General features: G+C 71.0%; 24 protein-coding genes and 3 pseudogenes. 13 read left to right on the top strand and 14 right to left on the bottom strand.

The window, feature by feature from the left end; genetic code table 11:
• Positions 1–53: 53 nt before the first annotated feature.
• Together map and ACFZDC_RS22645 are read left to right on the top strand one after the other, a co-directional pair.
• Entirely contained in the window at positions 54–911 is an 858-nt protein-coding gene (gene map / locus ACFZDC_RS22640) for a type I methionyl aminopeptidase (RefSeq protein WP_391326421.1), read from the top strand.
• Positions 912–1,078: 167 nt separating this feature from the next.
• Positions 1,079–1,726 (top strand): biliverdin-producing heme oxygenase, encoded by a 648-nt coding sequence (locus ACFZDC_RS22645; RefSeq protein ID WP_391326423.1) that lies wholly within the window; start codon positions 1,079–1,081, stop codon positions 1,724–1,726.
• On the opposite strand, the gene ACFZDC_RS22650 is transcribed toward ACFZDC_RS22645, so the two are convergent.
• Positions 1,723–2,367, bottom strand: a complete 645-nt coding sequence (locus ACFZDC_RS22650; protein WP_391326425.1) for a PhzF family phenazine biosynthesis protein — start codon at positions 2,365–2,367, stop codon at positions 1,723–1,725. The genes ACFZDC_RS22645 and ACFZDC_RS22650 overlap by 4 nt on opposite strands.
• Before the next feature lie 388 nt (positions 2,368–2,755).
• Positions 2,756–3,091: a hypothetical protein gene (locus tag ACFZDC_RS22655; protein WP_391326427.1), complete on the bottom strand. Its 336-nt coding sequence runs from the start codon at positions 3,089–3,091 to the stop codon at positions 2,756–2,758.
• A gap of 145 nt (positions 3,092–3,236) precedes the next feature.
• Between ACFZDC_RS22655 and efeO the strand changes: the two genes are divergently transcribed.
• The 4 genes and pseudogenes from efeO (at position 3,237) to ACFZDC_RS22675 (ending at position 7,597) form a co-directional block, all read left to right on the top strand.
• Positions 3,237–4,373: an iron uptake system protein EfeO gene (gene efeO / locus ACFZDC_RS22660; RefSeq protein ID WP_391326429.1), complete on the top strand. Its 1,137-nt coding sequence runs from the start codon at positions 3,237–3,239 to the stop codon at positions 4,371–4,373.
• A 12-nt stretch (positions 4,374–4,385) separates the two neighbouring features.
• Entirely contained in the window at positions 4,386–5,639 is a 1,254-nt protein-coding gene (gene efeB, locus ACFZDC_RS22665; protein ID WP_391326431.1) for an iron uptake transporter deferrochelatase/peroxidase subunit, read from the top strand.
• A 3-nt stretch (positions 5,640–5,642) separates the two neighbouring features.
• Positions 5,643–6,642, top strand: a pseudogene (gene efeU / locus ACFZDC_RS22670) (iron uptake transporter permease EfeU); the annotation flags it as partial.
• Entirely contained in the window at positions 6,605–7,597 is a 993-nt protein-coding gene (locus ACFZDC_RS22675; protein WP_391326433.1) for a hypothetical protein, read from the top strand. The pseudogene efeU and the gene ACFZDC_RS22675, both read left to right, overlap by 38 nt.
• A 99-nt stretch (positions 7,598–7,696) precedes the next feature.
• Here ACFZDC_RS22675 and ACFZDC_RS22680 read toward each other — a convergent pair whose 3' ends face one another.
• From ACFZDC_RS22680 to ACFZDC_RS22700, 5 genes are all read right to left on the bottom strand, one after another.
• A complete protein-coding gene (locus tag ACFZDC_RS22680) occupies positions 7,697–8,434 on the bottom strand; it encodes a bifunctional DNA primase/polymerase (RefSeq protein ID WP_391326435.1) in 738 nt (245 codons plus the stop codon).
• Positions 8,435–8,555: 121 nt separating this feature from the next.
• The gene (locus tag ACFZDC_RS22685) at positions 8,556–9,170 is read right to left on the bottom strand and encodes a TetR/AcrR family transcriptional regulator C-terminal ligand-binding domain-containing protein (RefSeq protein ID WP_391326436.1); all 615 of its coding nucleotides are present in this window, start codon (positions 9,168–9,170) and stop codon (positions 8,556–8,558) included.
• A gap of 221 nt (positions 9,171–9,391) precedes the next feature.
• Positions 9,392–10,387, bottom strand: coding sequence for a small ribosomal subunit Rsm22 family protein (locus ACFZDC_RS22690; protein ID WP_391326438.1), 996 nt, complete (start codon positions 10,385–10,387; stop codon positions 9,392–9,394).
• Positions 10,388–10,502: 115 nt separating this feature from the next.
• The gene (locus tag ACFZDC_RS22695) at positions 10,503–11,672 is read right to left on the bottom strand and encodes a serine hydrolase (protein WP_391326440.1); all 1,170 of its coding nucleotides are present in this window, start codon (positions 11,670–11,672) and stop codon (positions 10,503–10,505) included.
• Positions 11,624–12,952, bottom strand: a complete 1,329-nt coding sequence (locus ACFZDC_RS22700) for a Bcr/CflA family efflux MFS transporter (RefSeq protein ID WP_391326442.1) — start codon at positions 12,950–12,952, stop codon at positions 11,624–11,626. The genes ACFZDC_RS22695 and ACFZDC_RS22700 overlap by 49 nt, the downstream gene beginning before the upstream one ends.
• Positions 12,953–13,038: 86 nt before the next feature.
• On the opposite strand from ACFZDC_RS22700, the gene ACFZDC_RS22705 reads away from it, so the two are divergent.
• Both ACFZDC_RS22705 and ACFZDC_RS22710 read left to right on the top strand, forming a co-directional pair.
• Positions 13,039–14,055, top strand: a complete 1,017-nt coding sequence (locus ACFZDC_RS22705; protein WP_391326444.1) for a Gfo/Idh/MocA family oxidoreductase — start codon at positions 13,039–13,041, stop codon at positions 14,053–14,055.
• A gap of 56 nt (positions 14,056–14,111) precedes the next feature.
• On the top strand, positions 14,112–14,870 hold the full coding sequence (locus ACFZDC_RS22710) for an SDR family NAD(P)-dependent oxidoreductase (RefSeq protein WP_391326446.1): 759 nt from the start codon (positions 14,112–14,114) through the stop codon (positions 14,868–14,870).
• A gap of 253 nt (positions 14,871–15,123) precedes the next feature.
• Here ACFZDC_RS22710 and ACFZDC_RS22715 read toward each other — a convergent pair whose 3' ends face one another.
• The 3 genes and pseudogenes from ACFZDC_RS22715 to ACFZDC_RS22725 form a co-directional block, all read right to left on the bottom strand.
• Positions 15,124–16,317, bottom strand: coding sequence for a D-alanyl-D-alanine carboxypeptidase family protein (locus tag ACFZDC_RS22715; protein ID WP_391326448.1), 1,194 nt, complete (start codon positions 16,315–16,317; stop codon positions 15,124–15,126).
• Between the two features lie 446 nt (positions 16,318–16,763).
• Positions 16,764–17,737: pseudogene (locus tag ACFZDC_RS22720) on the bottom strand (aldo/keto reductase).
• Positions 17,738–17,794: 57 nt separating this feature from the next.
• Positions 17,795–18,121: a nuclear transport factor 2 family protein gene (locus ACFZDC_RS22725; protein WP_391326450.1), complete on the bottom strand. Its 327-nt coding sequence runs from the start codon at positions 18,119–18,121 to the stop codon at positions 17,795–17,797.
• 138 nt (positions 18,122–18,259) lie between these two features.
• On the opposite strand from ACFZDC_RS22725, the gene ACFZDC_RS22730 reads away from it, so the two are divergent.
• Together ACFZDC_RS22730 and ACFZDC_RS22735 are read left to right on the top strand one after the other, a co-directional pair.
• A complete protein-coding gene (locus tag ACFZDC_RS22730; protein WP_391326452.1) occupies positions 18,260–18,805 on the top strand; it encodes a DoxX family membrane protein in 546 nt (181 codons plus the stop codon).
• A gap of 39 nt (positions 18,806–18,844) precedes the next feature.
• On the top strand, positions 18,845–19,183 hold the full coding sequence (locus ACFZDC_RS22735) for a MazG-like family protein (protein WP_391326454.1): 339 nt from the start codon (positions 18,845–18,847) through the stop codon (positions 19,181–19,183).
• A gap of 86 nt (positions 19,184–19,269) precedes the next feature.
• Here the strand turns inward: ACFZDC_RS22735 and ACFZDC_RS22740 are convergent, their stop codons facing one another.
• Positions 19,270–19,938: a ubiquinone/menaquinone biosynthesis methyltransferase gene (locus ACFZDC_RS22740; protein ID WP_391326456.1), complete on the bottom strand. Its 669-nt coding sequence runs from the start codon at positions 19,936–19,938 to the stop codon at positions 19,270–19,272.
• Positions 19,939–20,168: 230 nt separating this feature from the next.
• Here ACFZDC_RS22740 and ACFZDC_RS22745 point away from each other — a divergent pair, with 230 nt between their 5' ends.
• Positions 20,169–20,312: a hypothetical protein gene (locus ACFZDC_RS22745; protein ID WP_391326458.1), complete on the top strand. Its 144-nt coding sequence runs from the start codon at positions 20,169–20,171 to the stop codon at positions 20,310–20,312.
• 673 nt (positions 20,313–20,985) lie between these two features.
• A complete protein-coding gene (locus ACFZDC_RS22750; protein WP_391326460.1) occupies positions 20,986–21,558 on the top strand; it encodes a TetR family transcriptional regulator in 573 nt (190 codons plus the stop codon).
• 231 nt (positions 21,559–21,789) lie between these two features.
• On the opposite strand, the pseudogene ACFZDC_RS22755 reads toward ACFZDC_RS22750, so the two are convergent.
• From ACFZDC_RS22755 to ACFZDC_RS22765, 3 genes and pseudogenes are all read right to left on the bottom strand, one after another.
• Positions 21,790–21,981 (bottom strand): annotated as a pseudogene (locus ACFZDC_RS22755) (4'-phosphopantetheinyl transferase superfamily protein); the annotation flags it as partial.
• Between the two features lie 159 nt (positions 21,982–22,140).
• The gene (locus ACFZDC_RS22760; RefSeq protein WP_391326462.1) at positions 22,141–22,614 is read right to left on the bottom strand and encodes a DUF2867 domain-containing protein; all 474 of its coding nucleotides are present in this window, start codon (positions 22,612–22,614) and stop codon (positions 22,141–22,143) included.
• A 972-nt stretch (positions 22,615–23,586) separates the two neighbouring features.
• Positions 23,587–24,372 carry an FCD domain-containing protein gene (locus ACFZDC_RS22765; protein WP_391326464.1) on the bottom strand — a complete coding sequence of 262 codons (786 nt, stop codon included), beginning with the start codon at positions 24,370–24,372 and terminating at the stop codon, positions 23,587–23,589.
• Between the two features lie 182 nt (positions 24,373–24,554).
• Between ACFZDC_RS22765 and ACFZDC_RS22770 the strand changes: the two genes are divergently transcribed.
• A complete protein-coding gene (locus ACFZDC_RS22770; RefSeq protein ID WP_391326466.1) occupies positions 24,555–26,279 on the top strand; it encodes a lactate permease LctP family transporter in 1,725 nt (574 codons plus the stop codon).
• Positions 26,280–26,288: the final 9 nt, after the last annotated feature.

Consider the following 26,288-nt stretch of genomic DNA (forward strand, 5'->3'; position numbering starts at 1 on the left):
GCTCCTCTCGCCAACGACATGTTCCCCCATGCCCGCTGGTTAGACTCGCTGGCATGTCTGGCCAGTCGCTGCTCGTACCAGGAGAGCTCTCTCCCACCCGTTCGGTACCCGGAAACATCCGCCGCCCCGCGTACGTCGGCAAGCCCGCGCCGGCGCCGTACACCGGACCGGAGGTGCAGACCCCGGAGACCATCGAGGCGATGCGCGTCGCCGGCCGCATCGCCGCGCAGGCGATGGAGGAGGCGGCGAAGATCATCGCGCCCGGCGTCACCACCGACCAGCTGGACAAGGTCGCCCACGAGTACATGTGCGACCACGGCGCCTACCCGTCCACGCTCGGCTACCGCGGCTTCCCGAAGTCGCTGTGCACCTCCGTCAACGAGGTCATCTGCCACGGCATCCCGGACTCGACGGTCCTCAGGGACGGCGACATCGTCAACCTGGACGTGACCGCGTACATCGGCGGGGTGCACGGCGACAACAACGCCACCTACCTGGTCGGTGACGTGGACGAGGAGTCCCGGCTGCTGGTGGAGCGGACGCGGGAGTCCCTCAACCGGGCGATCAAGGCCGTCAGGCCGGGCCGGCAGATCAACGTCATCGGCCGGGTCATCGAGTCCTACGCCAAGCGCTTCGGCTACGGGGTCGTGCGGGACTTCACCGGGCACGGCATCAACTCGTCCTTCCACTCGGGCCTGATCATCCCGCACTACGACAGCCCGCACGCGACGACCGTCATGCAGCCCGGCATGACCTTCACCATCGAGCCGATGCTGACGCTGGGCACGTACGAGTACGACATGTGGGACGACGGCTGGACGGTCGTGACCAAGGACCGCAGGCGGACGGCCCAGTTCGAGCACACGCTGGTCGTGACGGAGACGGGTGCGGAGATCCTCACGCTGCCGTAACCCCACAGCGCCCTGCCGCACCCCCCGCAGCCCGCTCCGAAGCCCGCCCTGATGCCCGGGGCGGGCTTTTTTCCTGCCCGGATTCACCTGCCCGGCCCGCCCCCGTGTTTTTCCGACAGCCTGTCGGTAAACTTACCGACAGCAGGTCGGCAACCTGAGGAGAGTCCATGGAGCCGTTCTCGACCGTCATCCGCACGGCGTCCCACGAGCGGCACGTGGAGGCGGAGACCTCGACATTCATGAGCGACCTGCTCGGCGGCCGGCTCGGCGTGGCCGCGTACGCCCGGTACACCGAGCAACTGTGGTTCGTCTACGAGGCGCTGGAGAGCGCCACCGAACGGCTGGCGGCCGACCCGGTGGCCGGCCCCTTCATCCGGCCGGAGTTGCTGCGACTGCCCGCGCTGGAGCGGGACCTGGCGCATCTGCGGGGACCCCGGTGGCGCTCGGGCCTGTCCGCCCTCTCCGCCACCCGCGCCTACGCCGACCGGATCCGGGAGTGCGCCGAGCGCTGGCCCGGCGGTTACGTCGCCCACCACTACACCCGCTACCTCGGTGATCTCTCCGGCGGCCAGATCATCCGCGACCGGGCGGAGCGCACGTGGGGCTTCGCGAAGAAGGGCGACGGAGTCCGCTTCTACGTCTTCGAGGGCATCTCCAACCCGGCCGCCTTCAAGCGTAGTTACCGCGAGCTGCTGGACGCCGTCGAAGCGGACGAACTGGACAGGCAGCGGATCGTGGCGGAGTGCAGGCGGGCGTTCGCCCTGAACACCGGGGTCTTCCAGGCCCTGGGCGAGGAGTTCCCCCTGAGCGCCTAACGCTCCAGGAAGACTCGCCCGCCGACCTCCACCCAGCCGTGCGGCTGCGGGGCGGTCAGGATCTGCGAGCCCCTGCCCTGCGTGATGTTCAGCGCCCGGCCGAGCCGGTCCGTGAGCAGCAGCGCCGCCGCGCCCGTCGCCTCGTCCTCCTCGATGCCGTCGTCACGGCCGGGGAAGGCGCGGGCACGGATCCGGCCGGCCGCCTCGTCCTCCCAGGCCCAGGCGTAGATCCACTCGCCGGGCGGGGGAACGGGCAGGGCGTCGACCTCGGCGGCGGTGGCGTAGTGGCGCAGGGTGCGCGGCGGGGCCCACTCCGCGCGGGCCTCGATCCAGCTGAACTCGCCGTCCAGACGGGCGCCCACCACCCCGGCGGGCGTGACCAGTTCGGGCACGTCCAGCAGCCAGGCCGTGCCGACGCAGGGGTGACCGGCGAAGGGCAGGCGCAGGGTGGGCGTGTAGATGTCGATCACTCCGCGCTCGGGGTCGTCCACGAACACGGTCTCGCTGAAGCCGAGCTTCGCGGCGAACGCCTGCCGGTCGCTCCGCTCGGGCAGGACCGAGCCGTCGCGGACGACGCCGAGTTCGTTGCCGTAGCCGCCGTTCGGTCCGCAGAAGACGCGGAGTACGTCGTAGTCAGTCACGGGGGAATTGAAACACCGCGGCCTCGGCGAGCGCGTCCCGGGCGGGGGCGCCGCCGGGGAGCGCCCAGGAGCGAACACCCGACGGCTCGTACGCGAGGTCGGCCGTGGCGTCGCCGTAGCCCTGCTTCAGGACTGCCCGTTGGCGCTCGACCGCCGAGGTGGCGGGCCCTAGTGCTGTGGTGGCCTGCGGTGAGGGCCTCCGCGTCCCGCCGCCACAACTGCTCGTCCCGTATCCGGGCAAGGACCACGCACTCCGGCGTCCGCCCTTCCGCCGGCGCGGCCACCGCGCGGTCGTGGCCGTCGAGGATCAGCCGGCCGTCGAGGAACGGCACCCACTACAGCAGGACGGGCGCGAGCGTGCGGTCACGCACGTGCTTGCGGTACGCCTTCACACGGGCGGCGTCGGGCGGGGAGAGTACAGGGGCGGAATGCCGTGCCGGCCGCCGCCGCAGTACGGCTCCAGAGTGCCGCCGGACCACTCGCGGACGAAGCCCGCGGTCCAGACCGGCAGGGCGAAGGCCGTGCGTACCGCGATCTCCCAGCGGCCGTCGTGCAGGGGCGCCTCCTCCGCCTCCTCCAGCCAACGGGCGAACCGACGCACCTGGTTGACGTCCGAACGCATGGCCGCCGCACCGATGGGCGGCAACGGTGACGGGTAGGTGTCCAGGCGGTGCAGCCGAAGGTCGTGGCAGCAGCCCTCACCGGTGAGCCCGCCGAGCAGCACGGGCCGCTCCCCCCCGTGTCGATGAGATCAAGCCGTGCCGGTGAACGTCCCGTGAGAGCTGAATCACGACCCTGGTGGGTAAGACTGAGGTAAGCCTAAGGTAAGTTAGGGCAGCCTCACCACACCAGATCCGCTTGGAGCCTGCATGCGAGCCGTCCGACTGACCGTCACCGCCGCCGCCACCGCGGCCGCTCTGACCGCCCTCACGGCCTGCACCGCGAAGAGCGACGCCAAGGACGGCGACGCGATCCAGGTCACCGCCGCCGACTCGACGTGCGAGACCTCCGTCAAGTCGGTGCCGGCCGGTCAGGTCACGCTGAAGATAGCGAACAAGGGCTCGAAGGCCACCGAGGTGGAGATCCTGTTCCCGGACGACCGGATCGTCTCCGAGAAGGAGAACATCGGCCCGGGGACCACCTACACGCTGACCGCGGAGGTGAAGGCCGGCTCGTACGAGATCGCCTGCCGCCCCGGTATGAAGGGCCACGGCGTCCGGCAAAAACTCACCGTGACCGGTGGCGGTACGGCCGCCAAGCGCGACCCCAGGCTCGACAAGGCCGTCGCCGACTACCGGCAGTACGCGCAGGACCAGGCCGACCGGACGCTGCCGCTCGTCGAGACCTTCGTGAAGGCGATCAAGGACGGCGACCTGGAGGCGGCCAAGAAGGCGTACGCGCCCTCGCGCCTCGGCTGGGAGCGGACCGAACCGGTCGCGGAGTCCTTCGGTGACATCGACCCCAAGGTCGACGTCCGCGCGGACGGCCTGGAGGACGGCCAGAAGTGGACGGGCTGGCACCGCCTGGAGAAGTCCCTCTGGGCGGACAAGGGGATCGGTGCCGAGGACAAGACCCTCGCCGGCCGGCTGGTGACCGATCTGAAGGACTGGCAGGAGCGGGTCGGCAAGGCCGAGATCACGCCGTCCTCCATGGCCAACGGTGCCAAGGAGCTGCTCGACGAGGTCGCCACCGGAAAGGTCACCGGCGAGGAGGACCGCTACTCGCACACCGACCTGGTCGACTTCAAGGGCAACGTCGAGGGGGCACAGAAGGCGTACGAGCTGCTCAAGCCGGTCGCCCAGAAGAACGACCCGGCCCTGACCAAGGAGCTGGACAAGCAGTTCGCGGCGCTCGACACGCTGCTCGACTCGTACCGCTCCGACCGGAACTCGTACGACTTCGTCTCGTACGACAAGGTCACCAAGGAGCAGCGCAAGGAGCTGTCGGACGCGGTCAACGCCCTCGCGGAGCCGCTGTCCAAGCTCGCCGCCGCGGTCGTGAAGTAAGGGAGGACGGTCATGACCGAGACTCAGGGCGGCACCTCTCCCTCCCGCCGCGCACTGATCGGCTGGGGCGGTGCCGGGCTCGCGCTCGGTGCCGTCGCGGCCGGTGGTGCCGTGGCGGCGACCAGGGCGGGCGACGACGTGGACCCGGCCGCCGCCGAGGCGGGCACCGCCGTGGAGTTCCACGGCGCCCACCAGGCGGGCATCGCCACGCCGGTGCAGGACCGGCTGCACTTCGCCGCGTTCGACGTGAGGACCGACGACCGCGCCGAGTTCGTGCGGATGCTGGGGGACTGGACGGACGCGGCCCGCCGGATGACCACCGGGAAGGCGGTCGGCGAGGGCGCTTACGGCGGGCTGGCCGAGGCGCCGCCGGACGACACCGGCGAGGCCCTGGGGCTCAAGCCCTCGCGGCTGACGCTGACGATCGGATTCGGGCCGTCCTTCTTCGAGAGGTTCGGGCTGGCGGACAAGCGGCCCGAGGCGCTGGTCGACCTGCCCAAGTTCCCGGGCGACAACCTGGACAGGGCGCGTACGGGCGGCGACCTGTGCATCCAGGCCTGCGCGGACGACCCCCAGGTCGCCGTGCACGCCATCCGCAACCTGGCCCGCATCGGCTTCGGCAAGGTCGCCATCCGCTGGTCCCAGCTCGGCTTCGGCAAGACCTCGTCCACGACCCCGGACGCCCAGACGCCCCGCAACCTGATGGGGTTCAAGGACGGCACCCGCAACATCGCGGGCACCGAGACGGACCGGCTGAAGAAGTTCGTGTGGGTCGGCGACGGCGACGGGACCGAGTGGATGACCGGTGGGTCGTACCTCGTGGCCCGCCGCATCCGGATGAACATCGAGACCTGGGACCGCACCTCGCTGCAGGAGCAGGAGGACGTCTTCGGCCGCGACAAGGGCGAGGGCGCCCCGGTCGGCAGGGCCAAGGAGCACGACGAGCCGTTCCTGAAGGCGATGAAGCCGGACGCGCACGTGCGGCTCGCGCACCCCGACTCCAACAACGGGATCACGATCCTGCGCCGGGGCTACTCCTTCACGGACGGTACGGACGGACTCGGCCGCCTCGACGCCGGCCTGTTCTTCCTGGCCTACCAGCGCGACGTGCGCAAGGGGTTCATCCCGCTGCAGCGGCAGCTGTCGGCGAAGGACGCGCTCAACGAGTACATCCAGCACGTGGGTTCGGCGGTCTTCGCGGTTCCCCCCGGCGTCCGGGACAAGGACGACTGGTGGGGCCGGACGCTGTTCTCCGAGGAGGCGTAGCCCGTGTTCTCCAACTACCTGATCGCTCTGCGCGAGGGCCTGGAAGCCGGCCTCGTCGTCTGCATCCTGATCGCCTACCTGGTCAAGACCGGCCGCAGGGACGCCCTGAAGCCGATCTGGATCGGCATCGGCAGCGCCATCGCCATCGCGATGGGCTTCGGCTGCGCCCTCCAGTTCGGCTCGCAGGAGCTGACGTTCGAGGCGCAGGAGGCGCTCGGCGGCTCACTGTCCATCGTCGCCGTCGGTCTGGTGACCTGGATGGTGTTCTGGATGCGGCGCACCGCCCGGCACCTGAAATCGGAGCTGCACGGCAAGCTGGACGCGGCCCTCGCCATGGGCACGGGCGCGCTGGTCGCCACCGCGTTCCTGGCCGTCGGCCGGGAGGGCCTGGAGACCGCCCTGTTCGTGTGGGCCTCGGTGCACGCGGCCTCCGACGGCACCCCGCGCCCGCTGATCGGCGTGGCGCTCGGCCTCGCCACGGCGGTCCTCCTGGGCTGGCTGTTCTACCGGGGCGCGCTGCGGATCAACCTGGCCAAGTTCTTCACCTGGACCGGCGGCATGCTGGTCGTGGTCGCGGCGGGCGTGCTGGCGTACGGCTTCCACGACCTCCAGGAGGCCAACTGGATCCCGGGCATCTCCGACCTGGCCTTCGACATCAGCGGCACGATCCCGCCCGACAGCTGGTACGGCACCCTGCTCAAGGGCGTCTTCAACTTCCAGCCCGACCCGACGGTCGTGCAGCTGACGGTGTGGGCCCTCTACCTGGTGCCGACCCTGTCCGTCTTCCTGGTCACGCCCGAGTTCATCGCCTGGCTGAAGGGCCGGCAGAACGACGAGGCGACTCCCGCGGTGGAGGACAGGGTCCCGGCGTCCGAGTGACGGCCCCGAGTATCGGAACCGGCCACCCGCGCGTCTCCCCGTCCCGGTAGGGTTCGCCTCCGGAAAGGGGAGGGTGAAGGCACCTCATGAGCAGGGATCGCAGTCGTCGTGGGCTTCGCAGGCGTGGCCGGAACACACTCATAGCGGCCTCGCTGACCGCTTTGTCGGTGACGGCGAGTGGATGCGTGGTGGTGCACGGGGAACGCGAGGTGCTCCCCGCCGCCACCCGCGCCGAGGCCGCCAGGGCCCTGACCCGGTTCACGGACGCGTACAACAAGGCCGACCAGGCCTTTGACCGCTCCCTGGACGCGGACCACGTCACCGGCGCCCTCGCCGACATCGACGGTGCCCGGCTGAAGGCCGGGCACGTCAACAGCCCGTCGGGCAACGCCAACCACACCTCGCTGGAGCTGACGGACGCGAAGTTCACGATCCCGAAGAAGGCCGGCTGGCCCCGCTGGTTCGTCGCGGACGCCAAGGGCAACCTGGGGGGCAACGCCCGCTGGCTGCTGGTGTTCACCCGCCACGACCTCGGCGAACCGTGGAAGGTGGCGTATCTGACGCTGCTCGCGCCCGGTGACGTACCGGAGTTCAAGAAGGACGGGGACGGCTTCGCCGAGACCGTGCCCGCCGACTCCGCGCACCTGGCCGTTCCGCCGGCCGGTCTGAGCAAGGCCTACGCGCGCTATCTGCAGAGCGGCGGGAAGACCTTCGCGAACGGCCGGGACACCAGCGGCTGGCGCGCGGACCGCGCGAAGCAGGCGAAGAAGCCGGGCCTGGTCCGGCAGTACATCGACGAGCCGCTGACCCACGGCGACTACGCGCCGCTCGCGCTGCGCACGGTGGACGGCGGGGCGCTGGTGTTCTTCACCACGCACCACTACGAGAAGCGGACCGCGGCCGCGGGCACCTCCGTCCCGACCCCGAACAAGGACGTGCAGGCCCTGACCAAGGGCGAGATCAAGCAGTCGCTGACGCTGGAGATCGTCTCCAACGAGGCCGCCCTGGACCCGGCGGGCAGCGGCCCGGTGTCGGTCCTGGGGCAGGTCCAGGGGCTGACGGCCGCGCAGGCCGAGTAGGTCCCCCGGCAGGGGCTCAGTGCCGCAGAGGCCAGGCGGCGCTGGGACAGGTCCAGGGGCTGACGGCCGCACAGGCCGAGTAGGTCCCCCGGCAGGGGCTCAGTGCCGCAGAGGCCAGGCGGCGCCTGGCTGGTCGGCCTCCGCGCCGACGTGGCGGGCGCAGGCGTCCGTGAGCGCCTCGAGCAGGGTCAGCGGGTCGGGCAGCGGGTGCTCCGGGCCGCGTACCCAGTGCACCCGCTGGTCGTCGCCGGGCAGCCGGGCGGGCGGTACGAGGACGTAGGAGCCGCGGCAGTGCCAGCGCAGCCCGGGGTGCTCGTCCATGGTCTCGGGGTGGCAGTCCAGCTCGCAGGGCCACCACTCGTCCTCGTCCTCGGGGGTGCCCCGGGTGAGGGTGAAGAACAGCATGCGGCCGTCGTCGCTCTCGGCGACCGGCCCGACCTCGACACCGGCGCCGAGCAGCCGGTCCAGCGCCTCCCGGCCGGCCTGCAGGGGTACGTCGAGGACGTCGTGCACCATGCCGGTCGCGGTGATGAAGTTGGCCTGCGGCTGGTGCAGGGCCCAGCGCTCGATCTGCGCACGGTCCGTCGTGGACTGGGTCTGCCACGCGAACGACACCGGGTGCCGGGCCGGAGTGGGACAGCCGACGCGGTCGCAGGAACATCGGTAGCCGTCGGCGGGATGCGCGGCGGGTGCGAGGGGCAGTCCCGCTGCGGCGGCGGAGAGCAGCAGGGCCTCACGGCCGCCGGCGTCGGCGGCGGCCTCCTTCGGGCGGCGTCCGCGCAGCCACTGGGAGAGTTTGCCCTGCCGGCCGGTCCGACCGCCGAACGTCGCGCTCATCTATCCCCTCGGTTTGGTGGTCGCCTCGCTGTTGTGCGGACAGCATGCCCTATCGTCCCATCTTCTTCTGCTTCGGGGGGCCTGGGGGGGTATTCGGGGCACTCGGGTGGGCGGCCCGGGATCAGTGAGGTGCGATGCCGTGCAGTGCGTACTCGACCAACGTGTCCGTGTACGCGTACGAGATCGGCCCCGTGCGTTGCAGCCACCGTTGCGCGAGAGGCGAGACGAACAGCTCCAGCGCGATCCGCGGATCGATGTCGGCCCGTACGCCCCCGGCGTCCTGCGCGGAGCGCAGCCGGTCGACGTACAACTGGAGCTGGGGTTCGAGGAGCTTGGTGACGAACTCGCGGCCGAGCTGCTCGTTGACCAGGCCCTCGGCGGCGAGCGCGCGGGCGGGCACCTCGAAGCGCGGCTCGAGGAGTTCGTCGACCGTGGCCCGCAGCACCGCCTTGAGGTCGGCGGCGAGGTCACCCGTGTCGGGGATGGCGTACGGCTCCTGTCCCGCCGCCCGCGCCGCCTCCTCGCCGAGTTCCAGGAAGGCCTCCAGCAGCACGTCCGCCTTGGACCCCCACCACCGGTAGATCGTCTGTTTGCCGACCCCGGCCCGGACGGCGATGCCCTCGACGGTGGTCTTCGGGTATCCGACCTCGCCGACCAGGGCGAGGGCGGCGGCGTAGATCGCCCGGCGGGACTTCTCGCTGCGTCGGGTGGCGTCGGGGGCGGGCTTCTTGACCATGGGGTGACGCTAACAAGCCCGTCGGCTGGTGCCGTGACCGGAAAGGTTTGCCGGACAGCTCGCGGCGTCCGGTGCTGGGGGCACCTCCCACGCCGTTCAGGCAGGGGGGAGCATCGCGAGGCGGAGCATCGCCCGCGTACTGGATGTACTCGGGTGATGCGACAACGCGGCGAGGTGCCGTGCCGGGCGTCGCGAGCCGGTGAACCCTTCCGGTCACAGCACTAGGCGGGCGAGCCCTCCGGCGGCCACGGGTCGCCCCAGCCCGCGTCCCTGGCCGCCCGGTACAGGTCGCCGTGGCGCTTGGTGACCGTCGTACGGCGCAGCCGCTCGTCCGCCTCGCACAGGTCGAGGAGCACCTGGCCCTTGCGGATCTGCGGGCGCCGCACCACCCGGGCGGGGGCCGGCTCCACCGGCAGCCGGGTGGCGGCGACGTAGCTGAACTTCTCGTCCTCGTACGGCAGGGAGCCGCTCTTGACCTGGCGGTGCAGGGAGGAGCGGCTGACCCGGGCGGAGAAGTGGCACCAGTCGGTGCCGGGGGCGATGGGGCAGGCGGCGCTGTGCGGGCAGGGGGCGGCGACGCGGAATCCGGCGCGGATCAGCCGGTCGCGGGCCTCGATGACCCGGGCGTAGCCGGCGGGGGTGCCGGCCTCCACGATCAGGACGGACCGGGCGGCGGCCGCGGCCGCGTCGACGAGGGCGGCGCGGTCGGCCTCGGCGAGCTCGTTGAGGACGTAGGACACGGTGACGAGATCGGTGGGCTCGAGGGTGAGCGCCGTGCCGATCCGGGCCCGCTGCCAGCGGGCGTCCCGCAGTGCCGGGTTGGCCGCGGCGATCTCCCGGCCGAGGGCGAGCGCGGGCTCGGCCCAGTCCAGCACGGTGACGCTGCGCTCGCCGGGCCAGGTCGCCGTGACGGCCCAGGTCGCGGCGCCGGTGCCGCCGCCGACGTCGGCATGGCTGCCGGGCGTCCAGTCGGGTACGGCTGCTGCGAACGCCTCCAGGGCCGAGCGGACTGCCTCGAAGGTGGCCGGCATGCGGTAGGCGGCGTAGGCGGCGACGTCGGCGCGGTCGCGGAGGATCGGGGCGGTGGTGGGGGTTTCCCCACGGTAGTGGGCGATCAGCCTTTCGACCGCTCCGGCTGCTTGCTTGGGCGGGAGTCCGGCGAGGACGTCGTCCAGGGCCGCGCGTAGGTGCTCCGCCGGGCGTACGGGGTCGTTCACCCGGTGATTCTATGGCGCCCAGCCGGTGCCCGGGCCCGCTGGGGGCTCCGCCGCCCCACCCCGGCCCGTGCCCGCCCCCACCCGTCTCGGACGGCTGGAGACGGGTGGTCGGGGCTCAGATCACCGCCCTTGCCAGAAGTGTGCCCAGAGCCGCCCGTGGCCTGCTGTCCGGTGGTCGTCTCCTCGGGTGCACGGTGTTCGCCAGCAGCACCAGGAACGTGTCCGTCGCCGGATCCAGGACCAGCGAGGTCCCCGTGAACCCCGTGTGGCCCGCCGCTCCCCTGCCGGCCAGCTCGCCCATGAACCACGGCTGGTCCATGGCGAAGCCCAGGCCCGGCGGGGTCAGCAGCAGTTCCACGAAGTCGGGGCCGAGGATGCGCGCGGGGCCGTACGCGCCGCCCGCCAGCAGGGCCCGGCAGAAGACCGCGAGGTCGCCGGCGGTGGAGAAGAGGCCCGCGTGGCCCGCCACCCCGCCGAGCGCCCAGGCGTTCTCGTCGTGGACCTCGCCCCGGAGCATTCCCCGGTCCGCCTTCGCCCAGGGCCGCCGCTGGTCCTCGGTGGCCGCCGCGCCGCGGCAGGGCCCGAAGGCGGTCGCGGTCATGCCGAGCGGGCGGGTGATGCCCTCCTCGATCAGGACGTCGAGGGGACGGCCGGTGATCCGCTCCAGGACGAACTGGAGGAGGAGCATGTTCAGGTCCGAGTAGAGGTGGGTGCCGGGCTCGGCGGTGGGTGCCTCGGCGCGGAGCAGGGCGAGGCGGGCGGTGTCGTCCGGGCAGTCGTACAGCGGGAGTTCGGGGCGCAGTCCGGAGGTGTGGGTGAGCAGCTGCCGTACGGTGACGCCGTGTTCGGCGGCGCCGGTGAACTCGGGCAGGTAGGCGCCGACGCGGGCGTCCATGCCGAGGGTGCCGCGTTCGATCTGCTGCACGGCGGCGACGGAGGTGAACAGCTTGGTGAGGGAGGCGAGGTCGAAGGGGGTGTCGACGGTGGCCGGGATCCGGGCGCCGGGCGGCAGTTCGACGCCGGTGTCGGTTCCGGGGTCGTAGGAGGCGTAGCGCACCGCCCAGCCCGCGGCCTCGGCGACGGTGATCACGGGGCCGCGTCCGGCCAGCACGACGGCACCGGCCGCCCAGGGTCGGGCTCCGGTGGTGAGGGCGTGCACCTCGCCGGTCAGGTGCCCGAGTTCCACGGGGTCGAGCCCGGCTCGTTCGGGTGTGCCGGCGCGCAGTCGCGGTGTGCTCAGTTCTGGTCTCCCTCCGACCCCGCATGTGTGTTCCAGGGACGGCACATTCCCACGAAGCAGGCCGTCGCGACCAGTGCTCCCGCCAGTTGGACGATCGCCATGGGCACGGCGGTGTGTTCTCCGGCGACGCCGACGAGCGGGGAGGCGATCGCTCCGACGAGGAAGGAGGAGGTGCCGAGCAGGGCGGAGGCGGAGCCGGCGGCGTGCCGGGTGCGCAGCAGGGCGAGGGACTGGGCGTTGGGCAGGGTGATGCCCATCGCGGACATGAGGACGAACAGGGCGGCGGCGATCGGGGCGAGGCCGACCTTTCCGAAGGCGCCCGTGGTCATCAGCAGCAGGGCGGCCGCGGCGAGCACGATCACCGCGAGGCCGGTGGCGAGCACCTTGTCCAGCCCGACCCGGCCCACCAGCAGCTTGCCGTTGACCTGCCCGGCGACCACCAGCCCGACCGAGTTGAGCCCGAAGAGCAGGCTGAAGGTCTGCGGGGAGGCGCCGTAGAGGTCCTGGATGACGAACGGCGAGGCACTTATGTAGGCGAACAGCGCGGCGAAGGCGAAGCCGCCGGTGAGCATGTAGCCGCTGAAGGGCAGGTCGGCGAGGAGGCCGCGCATCGCGCGCAGGGCCTCCCCCACTCCCCCGCCGATGGGGGTCCCCCCGCTCGAGCGGAGCCGAGAGTGGGGGAGGCCGGCGGGCGGCAGGGTCTCGGGCAGTCGCAGCCATACGAGGGCGGCGAGGGCGGCTCCGACCACGGTGAGGACGATGAACACGCCCCGCCAGTCCGTGACCCTGAGGATCTGCCCGCCGATCAGCGGCGCCACGATCGGTGCGACGCCGGAGATCAGCATCAGGGAGGAGAAGAAGCGGGCCATGGCCATGCCGTCGTACAGGTCGCGTACGACGGCCCGCGCGATGACGATGCCTGCCGCGCCCGCGAGGCCCTGTGCCAGCCGGAAGGCGACCAGGGTCTCGACGTTCGGCGCCACCGCGCACAGGGCGGTGGCGAGAAGGTAGACGGCGAGGCCGATGAGCAGGGGACGGCGGCGGCCGAAGCGGTCGCTCATGGGGCCCACGACCAACTGCCCCAGCGCCATGCCGGCCAGACACGCGGTGAGGGTGAGCTGGACGGTGGCGGCCGGAGTGTGCAGGGAGCGGGTGACCTCCGGCAGGGACGGGAGGTACATGTCCATCGCGAGCGGGGGTGTGGCGGTGAGGCCGCCCAGGACGAGAGTGAGGAGCAGGCCGGTGCGGCGGGGGGTGGCCGAGGACCGTGCGGTGGTGGGTTCGTGCCCGGTGTCCGGTGTCGGTGCCGCCGCGTGCTCGGGCATGCGTCCCTCCCTCTCCTGTGGAACCGGCACCTATGCTCTCAGCTCGTACACACTGCCGAGGCACACATGAGCGAGGGCGGGGCGGGATGGCGGAGCAGAGCGTGCGGTGGGGGATCCTGGCGACGGGCGGGATCGCGGCGGCCTTCGCGGCGGATCTGGTGGATCTGCCGGACGCGGAGATCGTGGCGGTGGCCTCGCGCAGCCGGGAGTCGGCGGAGGCGTTCGCCGAGCGGTTCGGGGTGACACGGGCCTACGGCGACTGGGAGTCCCTGGCCCTGGACGCGGACATCGATGTCGTCTACGTCGCCACCCCGCACTCGGCGCACCGGGCCGCGGCCGGGCTGTGCCTGGCGGCCGGGCGCAACGTGCTGTGCGAGAAGGCGTTCACGCTCAACGTCCGCGAGGCCGAGGAACTGGTGGCGCTGGCGAAGGAGCACGACCGCTTCCTGATGGAGGCGATGTGGATGTACTGCAACCCGCTGGTCCGGCGGCTGAAGGCGCTGGTGGAGGACGGGGCGATCGGCGAGGTGCGGTCGGTGCAGGCCGACTTCGGGCTCGCCGGGCCCTTCCCGCCGGCCCATCGGCTGCGGGATCCCGCGCTCGGCGGTGGAGCCCTGCTGGACCTGGGGGTGTACCCGGTGTCGTTCGCGCAGTTGCTGCTGGGCGAGCCGGACGAGGTGGCCGCGCGGGCGGTGCTCTCCGAGGAGGGCGTCGACCTTCAGACGGGTGCGCTGCTGTCCTGGCGGAGCGGGGCGCTGGCCTCGGTGCACTGCTCGATCGTCGGCGGTACGGCGGTCACCGCGTCGGTCACCGGCTCGTGCGGCCGGATCGACATCCCCTCCGGCTTCTTCTACCCCGAGCGTTTCGTGCTGCACCGCGACGGCCGTGGCCCCGAGGAGTTCGCCGCCGCCCCGGCCGACGGCCCGCGCACCAGCCTCCGGCACGAGGCGAAGGAGGTCATGCGGGCCCTGCGGGCCGGCGAGAAGGAGTCACCGCTGGTGCCGCTGGAGGGCAGCCTCGCGGTGATGCGCACGCTGGACGCGATCCGGGAGCGGATCGGGGTGCGCTACCCCGGGGACGAGGTGGCCACCGTCGTCGGGTAGCCGTATGGCGGACAGCTGATTTCGCATGGCGGACATCCCGCCTAGGCTGCGGAGCCATGACTGACAGGCAATCGAAGATCGCGGTGGTGACCGGCGCCGGTTCCGGCATCGGGCGGGCCGTCGCAGTGGAACTGCTGCGCGCCGGCTGGTCGGTGGTCCTGGCCGGCCGGCGCACGGAGAGGCTGGAGGCGACGGCGGCGCTGGTGCCGCAGGGCCCCTGGCTCGCCGTGCGCACCGACGTGTCCCGGCCCGAGGACGTGAAGGCGCTGTTCGCGGCGACCGTCGAGCGGTTCGGGCGCGTCGACCTGCTGTTCAACAACGCGGGCACCTTCGACCCCGGCGGGGTGCCCGTCGAGGAACTGCCCTACGACGCCTGGCGGCACGTGGTGGACACCAATCTCAACGGGGCGTTCCTGTGCGCGCAGGCGGCGTACCGGCGGATGAAGGAGCAGGACCCGCAGGGCGGCCGGATCATCAACAACGGCTCCATCTCCGGGCACACGCCCCGGCCGCACTCGGTCGCCTACACCGCCACCAAGCACGCGCTGACCGGCCTGACCAAGTCGCTGTCCCTGGACGGGCGGCCCTACCGCATCGCGGTCGGGCAGATCGACATCGGCAACGCGGCCACCGACATGACGGCCCGGATGCGGACCGGGGCGCTCCAGGCCAACGGGGAGATCGCTGCCGAGCCGGTGATGGACGTGGCCGACGTGGCGCGCACCGTGCGGCACATGGCCGAGCTGCCGCTGGAGGCGAACGTGCAGTTCGCGACGGTGCTGGCGACGGCGATGCCCTACATCGGGCGGGGCTGAGGAAGGAACGGAACCCAACCCGTCAACTTACACAAACGGAATTTGAACGTCCGCGATATTGCGGCCGGTCGGCCCCATATGCTCAACTTTCCTCCACAAGAGCTTCACACTTGGAGCGTGGGGGTTCCGTAGCCACACCGAGGGGGGAGACGGCAGCCGTTCCACCGGACCGGAGCTGGGGGTGGACCTCGCGTGGGACCGCGGGGTGCGCACCGGTCGGTGGAACGGCTGCCGCAGTACGCCGCCCGGCGGCTCAGCGCCGGTGACGTCCCCCGGACTCGTTCTCCGCCTCCTCCTGGCCCGTGGCCGCCCTCGCCCGGACCTTGCGCCGCAGCGCCCAGGCCCCCGCTCCCAGCAGTGCCGCCGTCCCCGCGCCGCCTTCCACCAGCCGCCACACCGAGGGGCTTCCCGGCGCCGAGCCGGGAGCACCGGCCGCGGCCCGCGCCGCCTTGCGCGTGGGCGCCGGACTCGCGCTCGCCCCGCCCTCGCTGAGCGGTTCCACCAGGGTGCCCACCGCCTGTGCCGAACGCCCGTGCCCGAAGCCCCAGTCGAGGAGTGCGGCGGTCTGCTCGTACACGGCGTTGCCGCCGGTGGCGGGATGCATCACGGTGACCAGCAGGGTGCGACCGCCCCGGGTGGCCGCACCGGTGAAGGTGTTGCCGGCATGGCTGGTGTAACCGTTCTTCACACCGATCAGCCCGTCGTACGTGCCGAGCCCCCAGGCCCCGGTGAGCAGACGGTCGGTGTTCTGGATCTGGAAGGTCTTCTTGCCGCCCGCCGGGAAGTCGGCGGTCCGCGTGCCGCAGTAGGCGCGGAAGTCGGCGTTCTTGAGGCCGTGGCGGGCGAAGAGCGTGAGGTCGTACGCCGAGGAGAGCTGGCCCTTGTGGTCGAAGCCGTCGGGGCTGACCACATGGGTGTCCAGGGCCTGGAGGTCCTCTGCCTTGGCCTGCATCTCGGCGACCGTCCTGGCGACGCCGCCGTTCATGTGCGCGAGCACGTGCACCGCGTCGTTGCCGGAACGCAGGAACACTCCCTGCCACAGCTGCTCCACGGTGTAGGTGATGCCGGGCTTGATGCCGACGAGGCTGGAGCCGGCCGGGATGTCGGCGAGGTCCGCGTCGGTGACCTCGTACCGCTCGGTCCGGTCGAACTTCCTCAGCACGGTGTCCGCGAACAGCATCTTCAGGGTGGACGCGGGCGCGAGGCGCCGGTGCGCGTCGAAGGAGGCGAGCACCTCACCGCTCTCGCAGTCGGCGACCAGCCACGAGCGGGCGGTGAGCTTCCCGGGCACTCCGGTGGCACCGCGCACCTGGATGCCCGAACGGGCCAGCCGCTCACCGCCGACGGTTGCCTCGGTGGCGGCGGCCGGGGCGGCCGCGGACAGGGGAAGGGCGGCGGCCGTCAGTCCGAGGACGGCACGCCGACTGAGCCGGGAACAATCACGCACCCCGGGACCGTACACCGCACTCAACAGGGCTTTCCTGGCAGGACGCCCTCAATGGCGGGGGAATTTGCCGTCTTATGAAAATTTGGTCACCCACGCCTCTTTCTCAGCTCTGACACATCTTTTACCCAGGGCGCGTCCAAGGTTCCTGCCCAGCTTGTGGCCGCGCCCACAGCGGCGGCGAAGGGGGCCGGCCAGAGCTCGGACCGGTGATGACACAGGGGGGTCAGGCCCTGAAGTCCTCGCTGGTCGAGCAGGTCGCCGCGCGGCAGGGCGTGGCGAGCGCGGTGGGCGCCCTGTCCCTGAACGTCACCAAGGTCGACGGCTCCTTCACCCAGGGCAAGGCGACGTCGTCCACCTCGTCGTCCGGCTCCCGGCAGCTGCAGTACGCGCAGCACCGGTACGGCGGTTACGGCTACGGACACCGCCGCACGTCCCGTGGGGGCCGCTCATCGCCCGAGCAGGAGGTCGACCTCGGCCAACTGACCGGCGTGAGCGGCCCCTTGGCGATCGCGCCCGCGTTCTCCTCGGCCTGCGCGACGGAACGGAAGCCGGGGATGGGCACGGTACGCGGGCTGCGCGCACACAGCCAGGCCAGGGCGCCCTGGGCGGGGGTACGGCCGTCGCTGGTGAGGACGCCCCGCAGGGCGCCGACCCGGGCCACCCAGTCCGGGCCGGCCCCCGTCCCCTGCTGGAAACCCTCGAGCCAGGCCGGCGGCCTGCTGCGGATGTCCCCGGGCGCCGGCGCCCCGCGCCGCTTGCCGCCCAGCAGTCCCATGGCGAGCGGACTGCGGTCGACGCTCGCCAACTCCAGCCGCTCGCACAGCCGCACGAGATCCGGCGCGTCCTGCAGCACGTTGAGCCGGTGCTGTACGGCCGTGCAGTGCGGGCCCTGGGCGAACACGGCGGCGCTCTCGGGGTCGTCGGTGCTCCAGCCGTAGGCACGGACGAGGCCCTCCTTCACGAACTCCTCGCAGGAATCACGGAGTTCGGCGGCGCGGACCGGGTCGGCATCGAAGAGGTGCAGCTGGTACAGGTCGGTGCCGAGGCGGCGCAGGGAGGCGGTCAGGGCGCGGCGGGCGTGCGCGGGGGTGTCGTCGGAGCCGGTCAGGGTGCGGGTGCCGGCGTCGAAGACGTTGCCCCACTTGGTGGCGAGGACGACTTCGTCCCGGCGTTTGCCGAGGGCCCGGCCCAGGACCTCCTCGCTGTGCCCGGTGCCGTAGACGTCGGCGGTGTGGAAGAAGGTGACGCCGAGGTCGAGTGCGCGGCGGACGGCCCGTACGGACTCCTCGTCGTCGACCGTGCCCCAGCCCAGCGGCTGCCCGTCGGCGGCCTGCCATTCACCGCCGATGACCCAGCATCCGAAGCCGAGCGCACTCACGACGATTCCGCTGCGTCCCAGTGTCCTGGTGGTGGTCTCCATGCCCCCGGAGGCCAGGAGTTGAAGCGCACCCGAGGGCAAGCCCCAGGGGGAGGCCGCTCACGCCTGCCCGGTCTCGAACCGCGAGATGCGCCCGTCGTCCTCGACGGTGAAGGTCCACCGGGTGCGCATCTCGCCCCAGGTGTCGTTGCGGTAGCGGGCGACGAGGGCAAGGCCGCCATTGGACTCGTTGTCGACCTCCAGGTGGCCGTGGGAGGAGAAGATCTCCCGGTCGATCCAATCGGCGAGGTCGCGGTCCGAGCCGTCGTCGGCCATGGTCGCCCCCGGCGCGAGCAGCGCCATGAAGCCCTCGCGGTCGTGGGAGTTGACGGCATTGACGAAGGCCCGGACGGACGGATCGCTGAGCTTGGCTGGCTGAATCGTCATGGCGCAAGGGTCACACCGCTCCCCCGGACCCGCCACCCGAACGCCATCCAGGACGGGCCCGGCGGTGTGAAGGGTGCGACGGTGGAACAGCGGGAGGGGACCTGTCCGCCAGTCTGCTTGTCCGCCTTGGGAGTCACCGTGACCTGTTATGACCGACGTGATCTGGGCCTGCTGCTGCTCCGGCTGGGGACGGGCGGGGTGCTGGCGGCGCACGGCGCGCAGAAGCTGTTCGGCTGGTTCGGCGGGCACGGCCTTGAGGGCACCGGCCAGTTCATGGAGTCCGTCGGCTACGCACCCGGCAAGGCGAGCGCGACGGCCGCGGGGCTGGCGGAGGCCGGCGGCGGCGCACTGCTGGCCCTCGGCCTCGCGACCCCGGCGGCGGGCGCGGCGGCGGCCGGCGCGATGGCCGGGGCCTCGGCGGTCCACATGCCCAACGGCTTCTTCGCCCAGGAGGGCGGCTACGAGCACGCGGCGATTCTGGGTCTGGCCGCGGCGGGTCTCGCGGTGACCGGCCCGGGCCGCCTGTCCCTGGACCACGCCCTTGGCCATGTGTTCGACCGGGGGTGGATGGTGCCGGCGGCGCTGGGGGTGGCGGCGGCCGCAACGGCGGTGGTGGTGGGGGCACGGAACAGGCGGGTGCGGGCGAAGGCGGAGGGGGAGCAGGAGGTGCTGTTCGAGGAGTAGCCGGTTGCCTCCCGCGCCGGCATGGCAGGCTGCGGGACCATGAGCGCCCCGAACACCGCTGCCGGCCTCTGGCCGGCGATCGACGAACTCTGGTCCCGCCTGGAGGCGACCCGCGAAGCCACCGGCCCGGACGGCGTCCTCCTGCGCATCCTCAAGCTCTCGGAGGAGGTCGGAGAGGTCGCCGAGGCGGTGATCGGGGCGACCGGGCAGAACCCGCGCAAGGGTGTGACGCACACGTGGGAAGACGTCCAGGCCGAGCTGTGCGATGTGGCGATCACGGCGCTGGTGGCGCTGCGGACGCTGACACCGCAGGCGCGGGAGGTGTTCGAGTCCCAGCTGAGGCGGGTGCGGGAGCGGCCACTGGCTCCCCCGGCCTGAGCGGCCACTGGCTCTCCAGGGCTGAGCGGCGGGGGCCCTCGGTGTCGCAGGGGGCGTGTACGTCCGGAGCGTGTCGCGGTCGGCCGTCAATTCGCCTTGGTGGCCCACAGGATTACGTTCGTACCGAAGAATTTCTTGCGCCATCCGATGTCCTTGAACCCGAGCCCGCGCAGCACACCGGCGATGCTCTGCGGTGATTCGAAGGCGCGGGTGCTGGATTCGAGATAGGTGTAGGACGTTCGGTCGTGCGCCACAACCTGCCCCAGCAGCGGAACGATGACGCGCATTCCCCACTTCACGACGGGCTCAACCAGGCCACTCGGGGGGCACGTTTCGAGGACCACGAGGCGGCCGCCTGGCTTGAGAACCCGGTGCTGTTCGCGGAGCACTCGGTCCAGGTCCCCGACGTTTCTGAGGAGATAGCCCTCGGTGATTCCGTCGAAGGACTCGTTCTGAAACGGCAGACTGGCCGCGTCCGCGTGCTGCCAGCGCACCGTGTCGGCTCCGGGCTTGGCCTTCGCCCGGCGCAGCATCTCCTCCGAGAAATCGACGCCGGTCACTGTGGCGGTGGGGCACCTGCGGGCCACTTCCAGAGCGATCGCACCCGTCCCCGTGGCCAGATCCAGCAACTGTCCACCCTCGGCGGGCGCGACGCGTGCGGCCACCTCCCGGCACCATTTCTCATGACGGCCGAGCGTCATGACGAAGTTCATCCGGTCGTAGTACCCGGCGATCCTCTGGAAGATCCCGTGCACTTCGGAGCCCCTGCCACGACCCGTGCGGTCACTCGTCACCTGTTCTGCCCTCCTGAACCGGGGACACCCATACCCGTATCAACCTCGGTGATGTGGTGACTCACCCTGGAATCCGAACCGGACAGGTCCGCCCCGGCCATGACCGCGACGCCGAGGAGCCCGATGAGGCCGTGCCGGCCGATGGTCGGACCGCGAAGAACAGAAGACCGGGAAAGACCACGGACACACACATGTCCCGTTGGCCGACCAGGTTGTACTCGATCGGCGTCCGGGCCCGCACCATGGAGATCATGTTGGCCACGGCCGGGATCACCATGACGCCCGCCCGCATAAACCAGCCGGTCAGGCATATCGGTGAGGAGAGCGAGCACTGAGTCCCGTTCCGTCCGTGGCAGGGACGGTTCGACATCCGTAGGGTGGACGGCCCCACAGGCGGCGCGAGGTGGAGTGGAGCCGGAGGTGCCGGCCTGTGGTGGTCTCCTTCGCCGACTGGCGATGGCTTCGCTGTTCCGGAACGCAGGCATGGCTTGTGGATTGCACGTGCATGATTGTTTCCCCCATGAATGAACAACAGGTACGCCGTTCGCCCACATGCCCAAGGGACACACCACGACAGAGTGTGTATAAGGTGTACCTGCATACCGGCATCGGTCATAAACCGTGCGGTAAGGACTCGCTCACTGCGGGGAGCTCTGAATCCTCGCGGGCCGTGCCATCGACAGCCCTATGAATTCGGCTCCGCAAGCAGCCGCACTTACTGTCCGACGGGCAGACGTAAACCCCCGTTTTTGAGTGCTCGTCGATTCTTCCTCAAACTATGTCAGCCATTCCTGCGATGCAAGGAACCGGCCACAAGCTGCATGCACTGTGTCCAGTTCCTGCATCAGGCTGCCGCTTTACGGCGTCCACTGTGCAGGCGGTCCCGGATACGACCAGGACCTGATGTGACTGCGGCCACAAGGGCAAGCGCACCCCGGACGAGCGGACCGAGCGCCCGGGCATGGACCCCGGCCGCGCGGAGCGGCTCCATACGATACCGTACTGAGCATGGCACGCACGGAAAAGGCGCGGTTCACCGCACAGGACTGGATCGATGCGGCGATCAGCGCGATGGCGTGCGGCGGCACCCGTGCGGTCGCCGTAGAACCGCTGGCCGCCGAACTGGGCGCCAGCAAGGGCAGTTTCTACTGGTTCTTCGCCAACCGCGACGCGCTGGTCAGGGCCGCACTGCAGCACTGGCGCGACGCGACGACCGACCAGGTGGCCGCATCACTGGCCGAACTGCCGGATCCCGCCGCCAAGATGTCCGCGCTGCTGGAGTACGTCTTCGACAACCCCTCCCGGGGCATCGAGATCGCGTTGCAGGCCGACACGGCCCACCCCGAGGTCCGTGAGGTCCTCGCGGAGACACACCGGCGCCGCCTGGAGATCCTGCGGCACCTGCTCACCGAGACCGGACTCCAGCCGCCCGAGGCCGAATCCACGGCGCTCATGCTCTACGCCATCCACCTCGGTGTCCTCCATCTCCGGCGCACCGACCCGGACCTGGTTCCGCCGGGCGCCGATGACGGCGACTTCCAGCAGTCGGTCCGGGAGAGGTTGCTGCCCACCCCCGAGTGACCAGCGGCGGCCGACCTGGTCCAAGTCGAAGGAACGCGCCGGCAGGCACACCCGTCTCCGATCTTCGGGACGATCGTCCCGAAGGGCGACGGCGGCCTTGAACCCCTTCGGTACGGCGACATCCAGGATCCTCCAGCCGGATGGCAGGAGCGCGTCCTCCGCGCCGACTGCGCCGGTCGCGTATGCGGCCTCCAATCCCACGTAGTTCGTCCCGACACCACCGGCGAGTCCCGAGCCGACGCCCTTGAGATAGGCCTCCTTGCGAACCCAGCACCCCAGCAGGGCGGTAGTGCGATCCGCAGGGGCCGGCATCTGCAGAGCCCGATGCTCGGCAGGGTGCAGGTACGAGGACAGGCCGAATCTCCCGTGTCTCGCCGTGGAAGCCTCGACATCCAAACAATGCCTAGCCGATGGCACGACCACCCGGGTGAATTTGGTGAACGCTGAACAATGGCCGCCGGTAAGGCGGTCGGCCTTGGGCTGACCGGACTACTGCCCACGAGACGGACCTCCCGTCGGCCCGTCGGCGCCGTCGAACCGCGCGCGGACGGCTCCGCGCACGGCCTCCTGAACCGAGGTGACTCATGCAGTCAGGCGACGCAGCATTGACCGGATGATCAAGGGATGCAGCACGCGGACCGGCAGGAAGTACAGCCGCCCGAACAGGCTGTGCTGGTGCACCACGGTGGCAACAGAGATGTGGACAGCCCCGTCGCTGCGGGCGACATGGACGGAGGCGCGGAAGTCGAGGTGGCGGTCGTCCACCCCGTAGACGACCTCTTTCCCGGTGCGGAGCAGCTCAGGGAAGGGGACGGCCGCCTCCAGGTCGTTGGTCTTCAAGCCGAGCGCGCCGACCAGCGAGTCGCGCAGGGCTAGGGCACGGCGGACCCAGGAGGGCGGCTGGGCGAAGAACCGATCGGCCCACTCGCCCGCGTCGACGCCGACATCCGATGGCAGTCGGACAGCGAAGGCGTCGGAGTAGTCGACGCGGGACAGCAGGTTCTTCAGTAAGGAATCCTCAGGTATCGGTACGGAGAGGACCCGAGGGTGGACCATGGCAGCTCCATTCGTGACCGTCTAGAGTTACTCCATACGTACCGTACTGTGCCGTCGGCAGTGTGGCGAAGGTCTGGGTGATCGACGCGGCCGGATCGATCTCTCGTGGGACATGCATGAGCACCGACGGGCCCGTGATCGAGCGGACCCGCTCCGGGGACCGACGACCGTGAGGCGGGCCGACATGGACCACGGCAAGGCGGACTTCGGTCATCTGCGGTGCACGCGCCTGGCGTGGTCACCTTCCGGATCCACCCCAGGTCAGAGGGGTCCCTCGCAGGTCTGCGCCAGGGACTCTTCAGGGACTTTCAACGCTGTCCGAGGGACTTCCGAGGGACTTTCCGCCGCCTGACGCGGCAAGCCCCCGAAAGATCTGAAAGGCCTCCGTTCGCAGGTCGGAGGCCCTTTCCCAGGCAAAGCCGCAGATGGCGGCAGACGAGTCGGGCTGTACGCCGGGTTCTCCAGAAGCACCCTTCTGACCTGCGGCTTTGCAGGGCGAACCGGCTGTGACCTGCTCGGACGGGTTGCAGAGGCGATCGGAGGCAGTCAGAAGAAACCACTCTGATTCGACCCCGGATCGACCCGGGTCGCTCAGTGGCAACCAGAGGCAACCCCTCTGATCCTGCCGCCTGAGCGGCCCGGGGACCCGGAGTCGGACAGGCCGACGCTCCGACTCCTTCACAGTCTCCCCGGTCGAGCCGCGATGGGGATGCCTGCCTCCACCGGAGCCAGGCACACGAAAGCCTCCAGGACGGCCATCCTGGAGGCTCTTCGCCGGCACCGATTGGAGGTCGGTTCCGGACACCACCCGTGGTTCTAGCGGGCCCCGGTGGCGTCCATGTCTTTCGCGAGACGACCTGACGTGCCACAGCAGACCCATCACGCAGACGCATCCCGACGACCAGCAGACCCTATTCCAACGTGCCTCACCGGCCGTCACGCACCAACCCGCCACTGCACGGCATCGGCCCTTCAGGCCGGCCCCGCCCCCGTCCCGGTCACCGCGGCCCTGGCCTCCGGCATGCTCAGGGCCTTGCGGACGACATCGTCGTGGAAGCTGCGGATGTGCTGCTCCACCAGGTCACCGGCACGCTCCACGTCGCCCGCCGCGATGGCGTCGTAGATCGCGTGGTGGTCCGCCCGCAGCCGGGCGGCGATCGGCTCCCAGTCGGCGATCCTGTGGAACGCGGTGAGCAGGGTGCGCCGTACGGCGTTGCGGACGGCGACGGTCATGTCCGCCATCAGCCGATTGCCCCCGGCCTCGGCGATGGCGACGTGGAAAGCGGTGTCGTGGTCGTTGAACAGCTCGCGGGCCAGGGCCTCGTCGTCCATGCGGATGAGCGGTTCCCGGATCCGGGCCAGGTCTTCCTGGCTGGCGTGGCCGGCGGCGAGACGGGCGCTGGAGCGTTCGAGCGTGGCGCGGGCCTCCACCACGTCGTCCAGGGGGAAGTTCGCCAGCGCCATGTGCAGACGGAGCAACTGGGTGAGGCCGTCGCTCGGCATGGCGGTGATCACGCTGCCGGAATCCGGCCCGGTGCCCACGCGGGAGCGCAGTACCCCCTGCGCCTCCAGGATCCGCAGGGCCTCCCGGACGGCCGCCCGGCTCACTCCGAGCAGCTCGACGAGCTCCCGCTCCGGCGGCAGCCGGTCGCCGACGCTCAGGTTGCCCGCCAGGATCTGGTCCTCGATCCGGGCCAGCACGAGCTCGAAAGTGCGGGAACGCGGCACCGGCTCCCAGGCCGCACTCGGCTCCGCCATGGCAAGCCCTTTCATCCCGTTGAGGCAACGCCCTTCCTTCTGATCATAGCTTGGGGCACCCGATCTTTGGTCTGACCACAGCAATTTTCTGCCTCCCGCCCTCTGGACACCGGCGACGGGAAGGTGCCAGCGTGGAAGACCCAAAGCATGGTCTGACCAAGCTCCGATGTTGCGAGGACTGCATGTACCAGCCGGATCTCTCCCCTCTCATGGACAGCCTGGCGCTCTCCGCTCTCGTCGCCGCCCTGCCCCTGCTCACCCTGTTCCTGCTCCTTGGCGGGCTGCGACTCAAGGCGCAGTGGGCCGGACTCGCCTCCCTGGCCGTGGCGCTCATCGTCGCCGTGGCGTGCTACGGCATGCCCGTCAAGCTCGCGCTGCTGTCGACCGGTGAAGGCGCGGCCTTCGGTCTCTTCCCCATCATGTGGATCGTGGTCGCGGCGATCTGGCTCTACCAACTCACCGTCGTCACCGGCCGTTTCGAGGACCTGCGCCGGGCCTTCGGACTGATCAGCGACGATCCCCGGGTCCAGGCCGTCGTCATCGCCTTCTGCTTCGGCGCCCTGCTCGAAGCCCTGGCGGGATTCGGCGCCCCCGTGGCGATCACCGGCGTCATGCTCATGGCCGTCGGCTTCGCGCCCGTACGGGCTGCGCTCACCGTGCTGGTCGCCAACACCGCGCCCGTCGCCTTCGGCGCGATCGCCATTCCCATCATCACGGCGGGCAACCTCACCAAGATCCCCTACACGGACATCGGTGCCTACGTCGGCCGTCAGACCCCCGTCATCGCCCTGTTCGTGCCGCTGCTGCTCGTCCTGCTCGTCGACGGCCGCCGCGGACTGCGTCAGACCTGGCCCGTGGCGCTGGTGTGCGGCGCGGTCTTCGCGGCCACCCAGTTCGTCAGCTCGAACTACATCTCGGTGGAGCTGACCGACATCATCGCCTCGCTCGCGGCCCTGGCGGCGGTCGTCCTCTTCCTGCGCGTATGGCAGCCCGCCGGTGGTGAGCAGGCCAGAGCCGCCCTGCTGCGGGAGCGCGAGGCGGAGCAGGGCGACGGAGCAGGCCCGGACGGCGCCGTGCCGTCGGGCGCCCCGCGGCAGGAGGGCGGGGCCGGCGCCACGCGTCCGGTGCCCGCCGCCACGGCCACCGTCGAGCGACCGGACAGCGGAGCCCGGGTGGTCATGGCCTTCCTGCCCTACCTGATCGTGATCGCGGTCTTCTCCCTGGCGAAGCTGTGGACCCCCGTCAAGGAGTACCTGGCCACGACCGATCTCAAGCTCGGCTGGCCGGGTCTGGACGGGCACGTCCTCACGGCGGCGGGACAGCCCTCCACCGCCACCGTCTACACCTTTCCCTGGCTGTCCTCCCCGGGCACGCTGCTGCTGCTGTCCGGTGTGCTGGTCGCCGCCGTGTACCGGGTGAGCCCCCTCGTCGCGGTCCGGGAGTTCGGCGCCACCGTGGTCAGGCTGCGCTGGGCCCTGCTCACCGTCGCCTCGGTGCTGGCCCTCGCCTACGTGATGAACCTGTCCGGCCAGACCATCACGATCGGCACCTGGATCGCCGGTGCGGGCGCCGCCTTCGCCTTCCTCTCGCCGATCCTGGGCTGGCTGGGCACCGCCGTCACCGGCTCGGACACCTCGGCCAACGCGCTGTTCGCCACGCTCCAGCAGGCCGCCGGGCACAAGGCCGGGCTCGACCCGACCCTGCTTGTCGCGGCCAACACCTCCGGCGGGGTCGTCGGCAAGATGATCAGCCCGCAGAACCTCACCATCGCGGCCACCGCGGTCGGCCTCGTCGGCCGGGAGTCGGTGCTGTTCCGGGCCGCCATCAAGTGGAGCCTGCTGCTCCTGCTGGCCATGTGCGTCCTGGTCCTGCTGCAGTCCAGCCTGCTCATCGGGATGCTCCCGTGAGCGCCGCCG

This window comes from Streptomyces sp. NPDC007905 (assembly GCF_042959345.1).
Classification (GTDB): domain Bacteria; phylum Actinomycetota; class Actinomycetes; order Streptomycetales; family Streptomycetaceae; genus Streptomyces.

Excerpts from the sequence above, each read along its gene's own strand:
- map (WP_391326421.1), top strand. The coding sequence starts at position 54 with ATGTCTGGCCAGTCGCTGCTCGTACCAGGAGAGCTCTCTCCCACCCGT.
- ACFZDC_RS22645 (WP_391326423.1), top strand. The coding sequence starts at position 1,079 with ATGGAGCCGTTCTCGACCGTCATCCGCACGGCGTCCCACGAGCGGCAC.
- efeO (WP_391326429.1), top strand. The coding sequence starts at position 3,237 with ATGCGAGCCGTCCGACTGACCGTCACCGCCGCCGCCACCGCGGCCGCT.
- efeB (WP_391326431.1), top strand. The coding sequence starts at position 4,386 with ATGACCGAGACTCAGGGCGGCACCTCTCCCTCCCGCCGCGCACTGATC.
- ACFZDC_RS22675 (WP_391326433.1), top strand. The coding sequence starts at position 6,605 with ATGAGCAGGGATCGCAGTCGTCGTGGGCTTCGCAGGCGTGGCCGGAAC.
- ACFZDC_RS22680 (WP_391326435.1), bottom strand. The coding sequence starts at position 8,434 with ATGAGCGCGACGTTCGGCGGTCGGACCGGCCGGCAGGGCAAACTCTCC.
- ACFZDC_RS22685 (WP_391326436.1), bottom strand. The coding sequence starts at position 9,170 with ATGGTCAAGAAGCCCGCCCCCGACGCCACCCGACGCAGCGAGAAGTCC.
- ACFZDC_RS22700 (WP_391326442.1), bottom strand. The coding sequence starts at position 12,952 with ATGCCCGAGCACGCGGCGGCACCGACACCGGACACCGGGCACGAACCC.
- ACFZDC_RS22705 (WP_391326444.1), top strand. The coding sequence starts at position 13,039 with ATGGCGGAGCAGAGCGTGCGGTGGGGGATCCTGGCGACGGGCGGGATC.
- ACFZDC_RS22710 (WP_391326446.1), top strand. The coding sequence starts at position 14,112 with ATGACTGACAGGCAATCGAAGATCGCGGTGGTGACCGGCGCCGGTTCC.
- ACFZDC_RS22725 (WP_391326450.1), bottom strand. The coding sequence starts at position 18,121 with ATGACGATTCAGCCAGCCAAGCTCAGCGATCCGTCCGTCCGGGCCTTC.
- ACFZDC_RS22735 (WP_391326454.1), top strand. The coding sequence starts at position 18,845 with ATGAGCGCCCCGAACACCGCTGCCGGCCTCTGGCCGGCGATCGACGAA.
- ACFZDC_RS22745 (WP_391326458.1), top strand. The coding sequence starts at position 20,169 with ATGTCCCGTTGGCCGACCAGGTTGTACTCGATCGGCGTCCGGGCCCGC.
- ACFZDC_RS22750 (WP_391326460.1), top strand. The coding sequence starts at position 20,986 with ATGGCACGCACGGAAAAGGCGCGGTTCACCGCACAGGACTGGATCGAT.
- ACFZDC_RS22760 (WP_391326462.1), bottom strand. The coding sequence starts at position 22,614 with ATGGTCCACCCTCGGGTCCTCTCCGTACCGATACCTGAGGATTCCTTA.
- ACFZDC_RS22765 (WP_391326464.1), bottom strand. The coding sequence starts at position 24,372 with ATGGCGGAGCCGAGTGCGGCCTGGGAGCCGGTGCCGCGTTCCCGCACT.
- ACFZDC_RS22770 (WP_391326466.1), top strand. The coding sequence starts at position 24,555 with ATGTACCAGCCGGATCTCTCCCCTCTCATGGACAGCCTGGCGCTCTCC.